This is a genomic window from Acidovorax sp. SRI_002 (genome assembly GCF_057586455.1).
On record NZ_JBYCZW010000010.1, the window covers coordinates 126,704 to 142,806 of the forward strand.

Consider the following 16,103-nt stretch of genomic DNA (forward strand, 5'->3'; position numbering starts at 1 on the left):
ACGAGTTCAATCATATTGCACCATCTAGTCAATCAATCGATGAATTTTTAAGCTACAGGCATCAGTTCAACACCTCCAAGGTTCTCTTGATGTCTGCACCCGCCACAGCCCCCCGCGCCATCGCCCACCGCACCCGTGGCACCGCGCACGGCCCCATCACCCGTCTCATGAGCCCCGGGGACCTGGGCCAGGTGCTCAAGCCCTTCATCTTTTTGGACCTGGTCCACTTTCAGCCCGGTGCAGCCCCACAGGGCTTTGGCGTGCACCCCCACTCGGGCATCGCGACCGTCACGTTCTTGTCGGAAGGCGATGTGCGCTACGAAGACAGCACCGGCCAAGCGGGCCTGCTGCCTGCGGGCGGTGTGGAATGGATGCGGGCGGGCAACGGCGTGTGGCACACCGGCGCCCCCGTGGGCGACACACCGGGCCGGGGCTTTCAGCTGTGGGTGGCCCTGCCCGCCGCGCTGGAGAACGCCCCCGCCCACAGCCAGTACCTGGCCCCCGAACTGGTGCCCCAGGTGGGCCCGGTGCGGGTGCTGCTGGGCGAGTACGGCGCAGCGCACAGCCCCGTTGCGGCGCCCGAGGGGATGACCTATCTGGCCGTGCAGTTGGCCCAGGGCGAACTCTGGACCTACACCCCGCCCCCAGGCCACACCGTGGCGTGGGCGGCAGTGGCCACTGGCGCACTGACGGCGGGCGAACCCATTGCGGCAGGCGAGCTGGTGGCGTTTGAGCCCACCCACCAAAGCATCGACTTTGTGGCCACCGAAGCCACCAGCTTCGTGCTGGGCTCTGCCGTGCCGCACCCGCATGAGCTGGTCATGGGGACTTACTCCGTGCACACCAGCCAGGCAGCACTGCGGCAGGGCACCACAGAAATCCGGCGCATTGCCACGCAACTGCGCCAGGCCGGGCGGCTGGGCTAACCCCCTCCACCCGCGCCACCTGCAGGCAGAAACGCTTTCGTTTTACCCCTTGCCACTTTCCTCTCCCTGTTCCCTTTCCCACCACCCACTTCACTCATTGACCAAGGAAAACACCATGAACATCGGCATCATCGGCTCAGGCGCACTCGGCTCTAACGTGGCGCGCGCATTGGCCAGCAAAGGCCTGTCGGCCACCCTCTCCACCCGGCGCGGTCCGGAATCATTGGCCGCGCTGGTGGCCGAACTGGGCCCCACCATCAAGGCGGGCACTGTGGCAGAAGCTGCCGCCGCAGACATCGTGCTCATCGCCGTCCGCTGGGAAGACCTGGGCCAGGCCCTGGGCGGCCTGCCCGCGTGGAACGGCCGCATCGTCATCGACGGCACCAACCCTGTGGCGTTTCTGGACCCCAACTCGCCCGACGCCCAAGACCCCACCAACCCGCTGGCGGCCTACGGCATCAAGGCCATCGACCTGGGCGGGCGCTCGTCCAGCGAAGTGTTCAGCGAATTCGTGCCGGGCGCCCGCGTGGTCAAGGCGTTCAACCACCTGGACGTGAACGTGCTGGCGCAGCCCCAAGTGTCTGGCGGCCAGCGCGCCATGTTCTATGCGGGCGACGATGCCGCCGCCAAGGCCGAAGTGCGCAAGGTGCTGGACGCCATCGGCTACTTCCCGGTAGACCTGGGCACGCTGGCCGTGGGCGGGCGGTTGTCAGAGCTGCCGTTTGGCGCGCTGTCGAGCACGCAGTTCATCAAGATCTGAGCCAAGGGTGCCTGACAAGGCACTTTCAGAGCTCCAGACTCACCTTGCCAAACGCAGAGTGCCTGGGGTCTGCGGCAGTCCGAAATTCCGGAACAACGACCAATTCCAGGAATGCCCCCGGCACTCAGCTTCTCAGGACTTCAGCGCAGGCTGCTCCCAGCCCGGCACGTTCACCGCGTAGCGCGTGGCCTTGCCCACCCCCTCTACGCGCAGCAAGCCGTAGGCCAGCAGATCGCTCAGGTCGCGCGTGGCGGTGGCTTTGGATGCGCCGGTGATCTTGGCGTACTTCTCATTGGTCATGCCACCCAGAAATCCGCCACCCGTGCCTACGTGCCCTGCCTCCAGCAGGCGCTCCAGCACCTTGCGCTGGCGCTCATTGGTCTGGCACTGCGCCGCCCGCAGGCGAAACTGTGCTTTGTCGGCCGCATCCCGCACCACGGCTTGGCTGGCCACGCAGGCGCGGGTAAACGCTTGCACAAACCACTGCACCCAGAGCGTGGCGTCTATCGCATCGGCATCCGGTGCCACACCGCGCAAGCGCTGCACATGGTTCAGCGCGTCGTAATAGGCAGCGCGGGTTTTCAGCATCTGGTGCGCCAGGCCATACACCCGCACCAGCGCCGGGCTGGCCTGGGGGTCTTGCGCCACCATGTCTTGCGCCAGCGCCATGTCGGCCAAAGCGCGACCCAGGCGGCCATTGCCATCCTCAAAAGGGTGGATCGACTCAAACCACAAATGCACCAGCGCCGCGCGGGCAATGCCATTTGCGGAGCCCGTTGTGGCCACGCCTGCAGTGGCGGTGCCAGCGGGGCGCATATCTTCAAACCAGGCCAAAAAGCGCTCCATCTCGGCAGTGACCTGCGCAGAGGGCGACGCCTCGTAATGCACCACCTCGCGCCCCAAGGCGCCGCTCACGATCTGCATGGCATCGGCATGGTCGCGCACCCGCCCCACCGCAATGCGTGTGATGCCCGACGTGCCACCCGGAAACAGCGCCGACTGCCAGCGGCACAGCCGGTCCAAATCCAACACGGCACCGTGGTTGGTCAAGGCGTCTTGCATTACCTGCACCAAGCCGTCGGCAGACCGGTCCGCCCCCGGCGCATCGGCCAACGCCAGCCGGTGCGCCACCGACGAGCGCAGCGATTCGACATTGAGCTGCTCGCCCTCAATGGCGGCCGTGGCCAGCGCCTCTTGCACCCACAACTCGCGCTGCACCACGTTGGCCTGCTCCAACCCAATGGCGCTCAGCAGCCCCAGCAACCGCCCCTGCTCCAGCCGGGCTTGCTCCAACGCGGGGGCCAGCGCGGCGGCATCCAACGTGAGCTGCGGCCATGCGCGGTGCTGCCAGATATAGCGAGGGGATGCGGGCTTTGGAGAAGAAGGCATGACGCGTATTTTGCGCGATACGAATCAAAAAATGAGGCGTATTTCCGAAAATACGGCTCAACAGCAAACCATCCAAATGCGTTTCAAGGCCCGCCACAGCCCACCCAGCAGCACAAACTTGTCGGGTGAGAGGGAGAACGTTGCAGCCCTGGCTGTCGTAGACCGACCGCGCGTCTAGCGCGCCCAGGCCCGTTGCCGGCGGTAAAGGTGAGGTGGCAGAGGCCGAGGATAGGAGCCGATTCGCTCAATAGGTAGCGAGAAACACACGGGCTTGGGATGAAATTAGCCGCTAGCGCTTGATAGACAAGCGCAACCAGCTATCAAAACAGAAGCAAATCATTGCCCCGCAGCGCCCCGCCCCTCATACGCCGCCATGATGAACGGCTTCGCCGCATCCAGATCAGCCTGGGTCGAGAGCGTCACTTCCAGGTTGCCTGTGCCCCAGTGCCCGATGTTCGTCACGTCGCGCGCGTTGGGCAGCACCGGCAAGGCGGTGGCGGGGTCTACATGCAGGTACAGCACCAGGCAGTTTTTGCGGTGCAACACCACCGTGGCAAAGTTTTTGAGGCGCTTGAAGGCCAGGTACAAGCGCAGTTCTTTGCGCTGCACATCGTCGCCCAGCGACAGCGTGTAGCCCTCTAACGAAGCCAGCAGCAACTGCATGGGCTCTGGCAAATTCACCAGCAGCTCGGCAAACGACTTGTCAGGCCCCGTGCCTTTGGTGCCGATGAGGTCGGCCACAGCAGGCACCGCCGTGGCCGCCACAGTAGCCGCCATATCGGGCTTGCTGAGCGTGGCCTTGGGCGGTTTGGCCGTGGTGGCCTTGCTGCCCGCGTCGCTGCCCGCATTGACCGATTCCAGCAGCAGCAGGTCGCCGCCAAACTGCCGGTAGCGAATCAGCTCAATGTTGCGGCCAATCTGCTGCACCGCGTGGCCGTCGTACTTGGTGAAGTCCGCCGCAATGCACACCACGCGGGGCGCGCTCCAGTCAATGGCATCGGCGGCAGCAGCGCCCAGCTTGTCCAGCACGAGCAGCTTGAACTCGGCCTTATGGTCCAGCAGCCAGTCCAGGTAGAACAGGCCCTGGTTGATGACGTTCTCGCCCACCGACCGCTTGTATTCCAGGATCACGGGGCAGTTGTTTTCATCCAAGCCCAACGAATCAATGCGCCCGCCGTGCGTTTTGCCGGTGGAATGCTCGGTGGCGATAAAGCGAATGTTGAGCAAGGGCTGCAGGTTGGCTTCAATCAGCGTTTGCAGGGGCTTTTCCAGATCGGAGGCGCTGCCTTGCAGCTCGGTGGCGGTGCCGTTGGTGAGGCGGAAGAGTTTGATGTCGCTCATGCCTCTACTCTTGATCAGCTAAGTGCAGCAGTTCGTCCGCGACGATGAACCTAGCCAATCGGTTTGCGATCAGGCAGGTACGGGCAACCGCCGCGAATGGGCTGTTGGACTTGCCCATAGCTATCAACTCGCCCGCTAGTTCTTGAAGCATTTCCGCCTCCTCCTGCGTTCGTTGCCCCCTTGGCTTAGCGGCAATACGGCTGTATTGTCTCGCGCGCTTGTTGCAAGCGACCCAAACCCGCTTGCGCGCACGATTGAGTTGGCTCTGCCTCAGCCCTAAGCATTCGATCGCGAGCGTTACGTACTTTTGATCCTCTTCCGACAACTCATCGTTCGGCCAAACAGTTCCGTCGTCCTTGAACAGAAGTTTGCTTGGATCGTCCGGGTCTGATGGGTCCAGAAGTAAAGGGGTTTCCACACTGCAGTCTCGATTTTTCAAATGAGCCCGCTTTTCCGGATCAAGGAGCGGAAACCAGTCTCCCTTGCCCACCGTTTCCTCGGAATACTCCTGATTCAACGTATTGCACAGCATGCCAGCCAACCGGAAATTCTCGATGTCAAATGCCAACCAAGAATATCCATCGCAAAGATCTCTCAATGCTTGCTTTGCTCGACCATGAGGTCGGAAGTGGTCGACTTGGTAGCGCGATACGCTCTCCGGCGCCTCAGAGTACCAACACTTACGGTGAGACATTTGGCCCAAATAATCACGTACCGCAGACCACCTAGCTTGATTTGCCTTGATGTAAGCCTTACGGGCCTCCACGCCCTCAATGGCGTCTAGATCGGCAGCAGCTTGCTTGAGGTCGTCTTTGATCTGCTGCGGGATCAGTGCCCAATTCCTATAAACGTAGATCATCGCTTTTCAGAAGTTGCTCAACCAACTCACGAGTGGTTTCATCGCGCTGCGCCAGCTGTTCGGGGGTGAGAGGTTCTGTATCTGCCAATTCAACATCATCCAACTTGCGCAAGAACTCTCGATATAGCTCGTCTCGCTCTTCGTACATGAAGCCAAGCTTGCTCAATTCTTCGCTGATCCTCTCCAGTTGCTGGGCCTGAGCCGTACTCAACTGCTTAAGCCGGGCCAACTTATTGCGTTTGTCGATAAGTACTTGGGTCGGCTCGTCCAAAGTGCTCGGCATGCCAAAAATATCTGTAAGCACCCCGCCAATACCTAAACCTTTGGGGTCAACGAATGGTGGTGAAGCCAATACTTGATTCGTTGCCTTGTCAGTATGCAGAACGCGAACCTCACTCCGTTCCAGACCCGCGATAGTTAGCGGGTTATGCGAAGTCAACAAAATGTGGCAGTTCTCCGCATCCGCCGCAGTACCAGTCCATTGCTCAATGAGGCGCAAGTACCTGAGCTGCCAATGCGGATTCAAGTGAGTGTCCGGCTCATCCAGCAAAAAGAGCACTCGCTTGCCCCGAGCGATACGCAACAAGCCCATCACCATGAGCAGTTGACGCTCGCCGTCTGAAAGGTCGCTGTACTCGATGTCTCCGCTGGCATCGTTATCCCGTGTCACCCACACATTCAAACTTCGCACTAGATCAGAAACGTCCAAGGACTCCAACGCGTAGAACATATCAGCGTCATCGCTGTAGGCCTCTCGCAAAAGCGGAATGACGGATTGGTTCGGCAAGAACGTGGCGAACTGCGCTTCTTCCTGGCGCTTGTCGCGATAGTCGTCAACAGCGTTACCCGTCAGTCCAAAGGGATGAAAAGCCATGGACCGCAGCAGCCGTGCGGCTCTTCCGGCGGGACCATCAGCGCCCCAAAAGTTCTCAGCATCCTCTTGCTTCTTGCTGCGTCCACCCTTTGCATACCATGGCTCCCGAAACACCGCCAATGCAGAGTGAAACCCGGTAATGCGAACAATATCTTTGAGCAACACATCCGCTGCTTGATCCGGGAAGGCAAATTGCGCCAGCAGGGCCATCACCCCATGAACATGACGGCAGTAAAAAAGCCGACGTACCAGAAGCGCCTGATAGCACGCTTCTTCATCATTGTTGCGCGCAACAGCCTTGTAGTAATTACTCTGGTGACGGTCGAACACTTGTTCAAGCCGCTTTTCAGTTCCTGAGCAGTAGCCAAGCACCAAGTCCGGAAACCATTCAGACTTGTTGCGTTCAAACTCCGCCCGAGACACAGATTTGCCATCGATGAGAATCGCCGCCTCATCAGGCATGTTGCTCAATACCACCTGAGTCAGCTCACCTGGTTTGGCCTTTCGAGCCTGTATCCGGTAAGTCACGCGGAACTTAAAGCGCAGTGGTGCGCTGCGCAGATCAACATGCGCAAATACCTGCGCCAGTGCCTCAATCAGGTTGGACTTGCCCGCTCCGTTTTGACCAATGAGCACTGTGGTGAGCTTGGTCTCGTCAAAGTCCACCTCCAACTGCTTCAAATTCTTGAAGCCGTCGATGTAAACCTTATCCAACCGCATGGCGTGCCTCCAATGTGGTGCCACCGTCTGCAATATGGCCTTGCGCTACCTCCCAGGCCAGTTGTTTGTAGAAATCGGCTATTGGCAGTTCAGACGCTCTGAACAGCGCCTCTGCGGTGGTGGGCGCACCCAAGCGGCGCAGGTGGTCTGCAAGGTAGGGCTTGCCTTTTACGTCTTCGTCTTGGCGGCTTTTGGTCACGGCTGCGGCTTCCTTGGGGGCGCGAGAGGCGCGAGTTTGGCGCGGGGTCTTTGGTTGCTTCTTTGCGGTTGGCGCAGTGCGCTGCGAGACGATGCGTTCAAGCAGCGCGCTGGCGGGCTCGTCTTGCGGGTCTTGTTGCACCAGCTCACCACGAAAGGCCTTGGCCAGCACCAAAGGGCTCAAGCGTTGGGCTTGGGTTCGGGCTGCGTTGGCGCGGGCTTCGATACGGTCGGCCAGGGCAAGCAGGGCCTTCGCACGGCGAACGATTTCGGTTTGCTCACTCAGCGGCGGCAACAGCAGCGGCAACGACCGCAACTCCTCAGCATTGAGGTTGTTCACTCCGCTTGTGGATTTAGCGGTCCGCTCGATGTATTCCCTTTGCAATGGAGCGGATAAACAAAGTTGAATGAACGCAGGGACAGCCATCGTGCGATCAACTCTCAGCCGCATGAGGTAGCCTGCAAATAGAAGGCCTGATTCCTTTTCTGTTACCAAGCCCGTCTTGCCCACCAATTCGACACTTCCGTTCGAACGGATGACCAGCAGATCCCCTTCCATCAATGCCAACTTCTGAAGCTCATTGGCATCGAACTCGGCACGCTTTAGATCCGTGACATCAATACGGCCTTGATCGGCAATATTCGGAATGCGCAGCACACCAGTTCCCGTGGGGATGTAGTCGCATTTTTTTGACGTGCCGTAGCGAAGGTCTACGCTGATGGCTCCAATTGTGGAGGGCTCCCATGGGCCTATGGTGGCCGCTGCGCATATCGCCTGCCGAAACCGCTTGAGCAAGGCGGGGATGGCGTCGAAGCGGTCGTTGCAGGACTGGATGCGAGTGAGCAGGGTGTCGAGTTGGTTGGCGATGCGGGTTTGCTCTTCGCGTGGCGCAATCGGAATAGCCGTTGCGGCTATGGCTGTTCTACTCAGTTCGATCTGATTGGTTGTGCCATCGCACATTTCCTCGATCTTGCTTTGAACCGCAGGGCCTTTAATCCAATTGAACAAATAGCGTGCATCCAATTCCGGTGCTGCCCGCACTATGGTGACATGCGAATCCACCACCTTAGGGGGCGTGCGATCGGCCTCCTTCACATGGTAGGCACGCCCAACCGTTCCAGTGCCCGTGCTGTTCCAGAGAACGTCGCCTGCCTTGATGAACCGCGCTTCATCCCATGCGCTGAATTGATCGGGATGTATGTATTTCAGATGCTGAAGCTGGAGCTCTTCCCAGCGGATGCACTTCTGGTTAATGACGGGCAAATCACTTTTATCGATGTACTTCGGCGACTTACCTCGCTGGATATATGCGGATACATCGCCTATCGTTGACCATTGCCAAGTGGACGGAATATCACTCATCCTCACCCCCTCCCAACAACACCCCCCGCCGCGCCAGCCGCTCGCGCGCTTCCAGAAGGGCTTGATGCAGGTGCTGTTCCAACTCGGCCTTGGGTGGCAGCTCGGTCCAGTATTCGGCCACGGTGATGCCGTCTTTGTGCATTTGCAGCAGCTCCACCTGTTCGCGGCTGGATTCGGCGCACAGGATGAGGCCGATGGGGGCCTCCTCCCCGCTCTGGCGTTCGTGCTGGTCCAGCCATTTCAAATACAGCTCCATCTGGCCTTTGTGCGCGGCCTTGAAGCGGCCCAGCTTCAGCTCGATGGCCACCAGGCGGCGCAGGCGGCGGTGGTAGAAAAGCAGGTCGAGGTAGAAGTCCTCCCCGTCGATGACCATGCGTTTTTGCCGCTCTACAAACGCAAAGCCCCGGCCCAGCTCCAGGATGAACGCTTCGAGCTGGCGCAGGATGGCGGCTTCCAGGTCGGCCTCGTCATGGCCCTGGCGCAGGCCCAGAAAGTCGAGGAAGTACGGGTCTTTGAAGACTTGGGCGGGAAGGCTCGGGGCTTCCACAGGCTCAGCCTGAACGGGGAAAACGGGGAGCGGGGCTTGCAGTGCCGCCAGCTCGGTGCGTTCAAACGCCTTGCGCTCGATCTGGTGGGTCAGCTCGCGCACGCTCCAGCTGTCTTGCGCGGCTTGCTGGGCGTAAAACTGGCGGGCTTGCGGGTTTTTGAGCGCAACGATGGCGACCATGTGGCTCCAGCTCAATTTGGTCGACAGTGTCGACACAATCTCTGCACTGGGGAATGCCTGCGCAAACTTGACCATGCGGCGCAGGTTGCGGGCTTCAAAACCCCGGCCAAACTCTTGCGAGAGCTGTTGGCCCAGTTGCTCCAGCAGCTGGCTACCGTACTGGGCACGTTCGCCGCCCAGCACTTCGGTGGCCAGGCGTTGGCCCACCGCCCAGTACAGGCGGGTGAGTTCGGCATTGACCGCACCGGCCAGGCGCTGGCGGCTGCTGGCGATCAGGGTGCGCAGCTCGGCGTGCAGGTTGGTGGGCAGGCCGTCTGCTGCCGCTGCGGTAACCAGTTGGCTCATGGCTGGGCCTCGTCGGCCGTGGCGTCGTCGGCCAGCAGGTCGTCCAGCGCCGCGTCGGGGTCTTCGCCCAGCTCTTCCAGCAGGCTGCGCAGGTCGGCCATGGCACCGCTCAGCTCACGCATCACCAGGCGGGCTACCAGTGCGGGTTCGTCACGCTGGGCTTCAGCCGTTTCGGCGTTGTCGTCTTTGAGCCAGCTGATGTCCAGGTTGTCGCCACGGGCCTTGATGTGCTCGCGGGTGAACTTGCGCCAGCGGCCTGCTTCGCCCGTGTCCACGCGCTGCGCCAAGGCTGCGGGGCCACCGCAGGGGTCGTTGCCAAACACGTCTTCAAACTTGTCGCGGGGCGTGCTGCTTGGCGCATCGGGCGCGGTACGAAAGTAGTCGCGGGTGAAGGGGGTGCGCTTGCCAAACTGGGGCATGTTGGCGCGCATGTCGTACACCCACACTTCTTTGGTGTTGCCCTTGTCGGTGGTGCCACGGGTGAAGAACAGCACGTTGGTCTTGACGCCCTGGGCGTAGAAGATGCCGGTGGGCAGGCGCAATATGGTGTGCAGGTTGCACTTGTCCATCAGGTCGCGGCGTATGTCTGCGCCCACGTTGCTTTCAAACAGCACGTTGTCGGGCAGCACCACAGCGGCGCGGCCACCGGGGGCCAGGTTGCGGTAGATGTGCTGCAAAAAGCAGAATTGCTTGTTGGTGGTGGGGTAGGTGAAGTCGGTGCGGGTGGGCAGGCCGCCGCCTTTTTTGGTGCCAAAGGGCGGGTTGCTGAGGTTGAGCGTGGCCTGGGGCAGGTGGGTGCCCTCTTCGCCCAGGGTGTCGCCAAACTGTATGCCGCCTTCAATGCCGTGCAGCAGCATGTTCATGAGGGCCAGGCGGTGGGTGTCTTGCACCAGCTCCATGCCGTAAAAGGTGCTGTGGCGGTATTTGCGCTGCTGGGCTTCGGTGCGGTCATCCACCGGGTACTTGTCGCGCAGGTAGTTGTTGGCAGCAATCAAGAAGCCGCCGGTGCCCGAGGCGGGGTCCTGGATCACGTCGTCCAGCGTGGGCTGCATCACAGCCACGATGCTGTCGATCAAATCGCGGGGGGTGAAGTACTGGCCTGCGCCGCTTTTCTTTTCGCTGGCGTTGCGCTCCAGCAGGCCTTCGTACAGGTCGCCCAGGTCGTCGCGCTGAACGCTGTACCAGTCGAGCTTGTCGATCTCTACCACCAGCTTGGACAAGGTGGCGGGCTTGGTGATGAAGGTGCTGGCGTTGGCGTAAATCTGCTGCACGCTGCCACTGCCGTGCAAGCCGTAGTCCAGTAGCAGTTCTTTGTACATGTCCAGCCGGTCGGGGGCCGATGCGGCCATCAGGTCGGCCCAGCGGGTGCCTTCCATTCTTTCAGCGGGCTCGCCTTTCTTGGGGGACTTGTAGATGACCAAGCCATCTTCCTGGCCGGTCTCTTGCATCATGCGCAAGAACAACAGGTAGGTGAGCTCGCTCACGTACTGGTGGTAGGTCACTCCGTCGTCGCGCAGCAGGTTGCACAGGTTCCAAAGCTTGGCGACGATGTCTGACGCCGCTGGGTTGATTGCAGTCATGTAGGGGAATGGGGGAATAGCGATCAGGCGGACTTTTGGTCGTCGGCCCACAGTGCATCGTTAAAGGCTTCCAGCACGGGCTGGAGCTGGCCGTTGAAGAGTTTGTCCAGGCGGGTAAAGCCCCCGCCGTCGCGCTTGAATATAAGGTCTGGGTCGTCCAGGGCTTCGCGGTCTACCAACATGTTGGCCTTGGTTTGCGCGGCAATGCGTTTGAGCCAGTCGCGCTGGGGCTGCGTCCAGGGCTTGCCTGCCAACGGTTTGGCCAGCAGGTCTTGCAGGGCATGGTCTACGCGCTCGGCGTAGGGCAGCAGGGCATCGCCCATGGCAGCCTGGCGGATGTAGCCAATAATGCGAGCGGCAATGTCCTGGTTGCTGAGCTCGCGCCAGGCGGTGGCTAGGCGGGTTTCGGTAAAGCCAGCCTGGTCGAGCGCCAGCACCAGTTCTTTGAGCTGCTTGCGCGTGAGGTCGCGCGGGCGGGTGAGCACGGTGATGAGTGCGGGCAACTCGTTGCCGTGGCTGGTGATGAAGTCCTTGAACTCCTTCAAATAGTCTTCGGGCTTGCGGGCGGTGCCGTAGCCGCGCTCGATGCCTGCGAGGGCATCGGGGTGGTCGGAGACAAAAACAGGCTCTCCACGCCCTTCGCGCTTGCGGTCGAGTATTTCGCCCAGCCTTGGGTTTTGAATGAACCAGTTGGCGATTTCATCCACCGACAGGGTGCGCAGCTTTTGGATGAAGGCATCGGGCGTCATGCCTGCCTTGGTTTCAAAGTCTTGCGTGGCCCCAGCGTCGAGGTGGCGCTTTTTGACTTGCAGCTTGGCCAGGAACTGTTCACGCACCAGTTCGCGGGCGGCGGGGTCTTGCACGGCCACCATTTCTTGCTCCAGCTGCGCAAAGCTGATGCTGAGGTTGACCACCACGGGGCGCATGGCGGTCATGTTGCCGATGGTTTCAAAAATACGCACCGCGTCAAACACGCGGAAGCTGTCTTTGGGGTCGCCGTCAAAGTCGCACAGGCGGGTAGCGCGGCCCAGCATCTGGTCAAACAAGATGCGGCTGTTGACCTGGCGCAGGAAGACCAGGTTGCAGATTTCAGGCACGTCTATCCCGGTGGTGAGCAGGTCCACCGTCACGGCCACATTGGGCAGGCGTTCGTTTTTGAAGCGGCGAATCAGCTCCAGCGGCTTGTCGGCATTGCCGGTAATTTTGATGACGGCGTCGTCCTCTACGCTGCCGTACTGGACTTCAAAAGCGGCTTTCAGCACATCCACCACCAAGTCGGCGTGGTCGGTGTTGACGCAGAAGATGAGGGTTTTGCGCTTGCCCGTGGGGTCGATCTCTTGGGCGAGGTGATTGCACACCACCTCATTGAAAGATCGGGTGATGACCTTGCGGTTGAAGTCTTCGACGTTGAGGTCGATGGCGTCGGGGGCTTTGAAAAGCTCGATCTGGTTGCGCTGCGCGTCGTAGACCTTGACCTCTTCGCCCGCCTTCCAGTGCATGCCGCCTTTAGAAAGCTCGGTGTAGATCTGAATGGGCGGTTCGTAGTCCACCAGGAAGCCATCCACCACGGCCTCGCGGTAGCTGTAGGTGAACACCGGGGCACCAAAGATCTCGGTGGTGTGCAGGGCGGGGGTGGCGGTCAGGCCAATCTTGACGGCATCAAAGTAGTCGAGCACCCGGCGGTACTTGGAGATGTAGTCTTCAAAGCCGCGAAAGCTGAGTTCGGTGTCGGACAGCTCGCGATCCAGCGTGTAGCCGCGATGGCATTCGTCGATCACCACGCAGTCGTATTGGTCTACCGTAGGTGGTGCCACGCCATCGGCAGGAAACAGCACGCGCCGCATCATGCCCTGCACAGTGGCAATGTGGACGGCGGTGTCAGCGTCTGGTGCCTGGGCATCCAGCTCTTTGATGCCAAAGGCTTCGGCAAAGGTTTGCAGCCGCTCCATGCGGGTGTCTTTGAAGGCGTTGGCCGCTTGCTCGCCCAATGCCGATCGGTCCACCAAAAACAGGATGCGCTTGAAGCGCTGCGCTTTGAGCAGGCGGTAGATGAGCGCAATGCAGGTTTTGGTTTTGCCAGTGCCTGTGGCCATGGCCAACAGGATGTCGCGCTGGCCCTGGCTGATGCGTTTCTCGGTCTCGCGGATGGCTTTTTGCTGATACAGGCGCAGCGGAAATCCGAAGTTGAACTCGGCGTTGTCCAGCTGCTGGTGGGCTTTGACCTCATCTGCCGCCAGCAGATGCTTGAGCCCATCGGGGCTGTACCAACCATCGAGCGCCTGGCTGCGGTTTTCTGGGTGGCGCAAGTCGCAGAACCAGATGCCGCTTTTGGTAGACAACTGGCGCAAGTAGGGGCGCCCGTTGGCAGAGAAGACGAATGGAATGCGGTATTCAGACTGCGCACCCCAGTTGCGATCGTGGAGTTGTACCTCCGCACCCGCAGTGAAGGTGCGGCTGTAGCGCTTGGCTTGCTGCAGGGCCCCTGACACATCGATGTTCTTCCGCTTGGCCTCGACCACCGCGATCGGCGTAAGCCCCTGAAAAAGCACGTAGTCGGCGGAGTAGCCGTCACAGGGCCATTCAGCGATGGCAATGTTGCGGCCACGCACGGGGCGGGCCCCTTTGCTGTAGCGCAGGGTGTCGCTGTCGGCCTCCCACCCAGCTTGGCGCAGCTGGGCGTCGATGATGCGGCGGGTTTCGGCCTCGTCCAGCTGGACTTTGGTGGCAGCCACGTTGGCAGACTGCACCAAGGAAGCGTATTGCGTTGCGGGAGCAGACACAGCGGCGGCTTGCAGGGCAGATAGTTGGTCTGCCAGACGGGCTTTGGCTGCATCAGCCTCTGTGGCCAACTGCTCCCAAACGGCACGCTCTTCACTCAACGACGATAGCTGTGTTCGGGTCTGCGCAAGCTCTGCACCCGTTTGCTCATGTTGGGCTTGGTAGCTTGCGACCGCTTGCTTCAGCCGTGCCAGTTCGGCTTGCAGCTCTGCGGCTTCGTTGACAGGGGGCTGAGGCGGAACAAAGGGGCCAGATCGGTAGTTGGCATCTTTGAACGTGCGATGGAACCACAGCGCGAGTTGCCAGCACAGCTTGAGTGTGGACAGGGCTCCTGCATGATTGCCTGCCAAAGCATGGTTCGCGGCGTTGCCGTTGACGCGGATTTGGTCGAAAACCTGCTTGACCTCTCTGGGCAACGCGCCCTCGTTGTGCAGGCGCCGGATCAGTTCATACTGGGTTTCGACAGGATTCGTCAGAAGCCCCACCCGGGCGGCCAGAGATTGCGCCAAGATTTCTGAGAACTGCCTCAGCTTGAGCAAGCTGGTGTTGGGGTCTTCTGCAAAGTACCGCTCAGCCAAAGCCCCTAAGCGCCACAACTGCTCCTCATAGGGGTGCAGCATGTAGAAGTTGGATTGAATACTTTGAGGCATAGGTGCTGGGGTCAGTGGCAACTTCGCGCTACGCGCGCCAAGGCCGATTTTCACCAAAGAGGGTAATTGAGAAATCGTCTACTGCCCCGGTATTGCGTTGCGCGCCAAAACCAACCTCTGTGTCGCTCTGGTAGCCGCCGCATACAACAGCACCACGCCGTAGCTCCAGGCAAACACCACTTCGCCCTCTGCCATACGTCGCTCGCCACCTGTCGTGCGCGACACGCATGTGCCCAGTGCTGGTATCAATGTCGCCATGCCGTCTGTTGCCTCCCGGATTTGTCGTCGTTGTCGCCCGCATGCTCAAGCATGTGTGCATTTGTTAATGCACTGTAGGTGGTGACCGGGCAGGGAGCAACCTTTGAATACCTAAGTCGTTGGATTCAGCCGGTGCGCTGGGCCACTGATGTGCTGCAAGTTTCGCAACAGAAATATCAAGCTGAATTGGCCTCTAGCGCATATCTACAAAGCGCTAGCAGCTATCAAAACCATATCGACCCGCGTCATGCAGCGCCACAACCCGCCGACTCAGGCGCTCCCCCCCGCCCGCCCCCGTGCAGCCCCGTGGGGTAAATTGCCCCGCATGCCGAACACCTCTTCGTCCCCCTCAACCGCCGCCCCGGCATCCCTTATCGATTCCCCCACTGCCGCCTGGCGCCTGCTGACCACCCTGGGCCTGGTCGTGCTGGGCAACAGCAGCATGTATGTGGTGTCGGTGGTGCTGCCCGCCGTGCAGGCCGAGTTCGGCGTAGGCCGCGCGGACGCATCGCTGCCCTACACGCTGATGATGGTGTGCCTGGGGCTGGGCGGGCTGTGGACGGGGCGGATGGCGGACCGCCATGGGCTGATGCCGGTGCTGTGCGTGGGGGCGGTGGCGGTGTGTGGCGGCTTTGTGTGGGCGGGGCTGTCGGGCAGCATCTGGATCTTTGGGCTGGCCCATGGGCTGATGGGGCTGGTGGGCAGTTCGGCCACGTTTGCGCCGTTGATGGCCGACACGGCGCTGTGGTGGAACAAGCGGCGCGGCATTGCGGTGGCGATCTGCGCCAGTGGCAACTACATCGCGGGTGCGCTGTGGCCGCCCATCGTGCAGCACGGCATCGAAGCCATTGGTTGGCGCCAGACCTATGTGCTGATGGGGCTGGTGTGTGGCGCGGGCATGCTGATGTTGGCGCTGCGCATGCGCCAGCGGGCGCCGATGGTGTTGATGGATGTAGCTGCGGCTGCGGCGCCTGCGTCGTCGTCACCTTCGGCAGAGGGTGCTGCGTTGGGTGCTGCTGCTTCACCAGCGACTGCGTTCGCACCTTTGGTCCCCTTGGCACTGGACCGCAGCCGCCCGTTTGGCCTGCGCCCGGTGCATGCGCAGTTACTGCTGTGTGTGGCGGGCGTGGCGTGCTGTGTGGCCATGGCGATGCCGCATGGCGTTATAGAACGTGTCAATGGTATTTGAAGAAAATTCTCTCCTAGGATCCGTCGAGTACTTTCGGCGATAGTACTTTTACCGGATGGCCCGTTTTGTGTGCCCAACTTGCCCCTCCAAACTAAGCCCGTGAGCCGCCGTACAGGGCAATGTGGTGCTCAAGCTTGCTTTGCGGT

10 protein-coding genes and 1 pseudogene are annotated in these 16,103 nt (G+C 60.9%); 3 read left to right on the forward strand and 8 right to left on the reverse strand.

Features of this window, described 5'->3' with window-relative positions; genetic code table 11:
- Nucleotides 1–89: 89 nt before the first annotated feature.
- Entirely contained in the window at nucleotides 90–926 is an 837-nt protein-coding gene (locus AC2YJX_RS24370) for a pirin family protein (protein WP_487257508.1), read from the forward strand.
- 115 nt (nucleotides 927–1,041) lie between these two features.
- Nucleotides 1,042–1,686, forward strand: a complete 645-nt coding sequence (locus AC2YJX_RS24375; RefSeq protein ID WP_487257509.1) for an NADPH-dependent F420 reductase — start codon at nucleotides 1,042–1,044, stop codon at nucleotides 1,684–1,686.
- A 132-nt stretch (nucleotides 1,687–1,818) separates the two neighbouring features.
- Here the strand turns inward: AC2YJX_RS24375 and AC2YJX_RS24380 are convergent, their stop codons facing one another.
- The 8 genes from AC2YJX_RS24380 to hsdR all read right to left on the reverse strand — a co-directional run bounded on the left by AC2YJX_RS24380 (nucleotide 1,819) and on the right by hsdR (nucleotide 14,510).
- Nucleotides 1,819–3,075 (reverse strand): Fic family protein, encoded by a 1,257-nt coding sequence (locus AC2YJX_RS24380; protein WP_487257510.1) that lies wholly within the window; start codon nucleotides 3,073–3,075, stop codon nucleotides 1,819–1,821.
- Between the two features lie 336 nt (nucleotides 3,076–3,411).
- Nucleotides 3,412–4,416, reverse strand: a complete 1,005-nt coding sequence (locus tag AC2YJX_RS24385; protein ID WP_487257511.1) for a DUF5655 domain-containing protein — start codon at nucleotides 4,414–4,416, stop codon at nucleotides 3,412–3,414.
- A 4-nt stretch (nucleotides 4,417–4,420) separates the two neighbouring features.
- Complete coding sequence (locus AC2YJX_RS24390) at nucleotides 4,421–5,275, reverse strand: HNH endonuclease family protein (protein ID WP_487257512.1); 855 nt, start codon at nucleotides 5,273–5,275, stop codon at nucleotides 4,421–4,423.
- Complete coding sequence (locus AC2YJX_RS24395; RefSeq protein WP_487257513.1) at nucleotides 5,259–6,869, reverse strand: AAA family ATPase; 1,611 nt, start codon at nucleotides 6,867–6,869, stop codon at nucleotides 5,259–5,261. The genes AC2YJX_RS24390 and AC2YJX_RS24395 overlap by 17 nt, the downstream gene beginning before the upstream one ends.
- A complete protein-coding gene (locus AC2YJX_RS24400; RefSeq protein WP_487257514.1) occupies nucleotides 6,856–8,430 on the reverse strand; it encodes a restriction endonuclease subunit S in 1,575 nt (524 codons plus the stop codon). Before AC2YJX_RS24400 ends, AC2YJX_RS24395 begins: the two co-directional genes overlap by 14 nt.
- On the reverse strand, nucleotides 8,423–9,502 hold the full coding sequence (locus tag AC2YJX_RS24405; RefSeq protein WP_487257515.1) for a PDDEXK nuclease domain-containing protein: 1,080 nt from the start codon (nucleotides 9,500–9,502) through the stop codon (nucleotides 8,423–8,425). The genes AC2YJX_RS24400 and AC2YJX_RS24405 overlap by 8 nt, the downstream gene beginning before the upstream one ends.
- Nucleotides 9,499–11,082: a class I SAM-dependent DNA methyltransferase gene (locus AC2YJX_RS24410; RefSeq protein ID WP_487257516.1), complete on the reverse strand. Its 1,584-nt coding sequence runs from the start codon at nucleotides 11,080–11,082 to the stop codon at nucleotides 9,499–9,501. Before AC2YJX_RS24410 ends, AC2YJX_RS24405 begins: the two co-directional genes overlap by 4 nt.
- Before the next feature lie 23 nt (nucleotides 11,083–11,105).
- Complete coding sequence (gene hsdR / locus AC2YJX_RS24415; protein WP_487257517.1) at nucleotides 11,106–14,510, reverse strand: type I restriction-modification system endonuclease; 3,405 nt, start codon at nucleotides 14,508–14,510, stop codon at nucleotides 11,106–11,108.
- 583 nt (nucleotides 14,511–15,093) lie between these two features.
- Here hsdR and AC2YJX_RS24420 point away from each other — a divergent pair.
- Nucleotides 15,094–15,924, forward strand: a pseudogene (locus tag AC2YJX_RS24420) (MFS transporter); the annotation flags it as partial.
- Nucleotides 15,925–16,103: the final 179 nt, after the last annotated feature.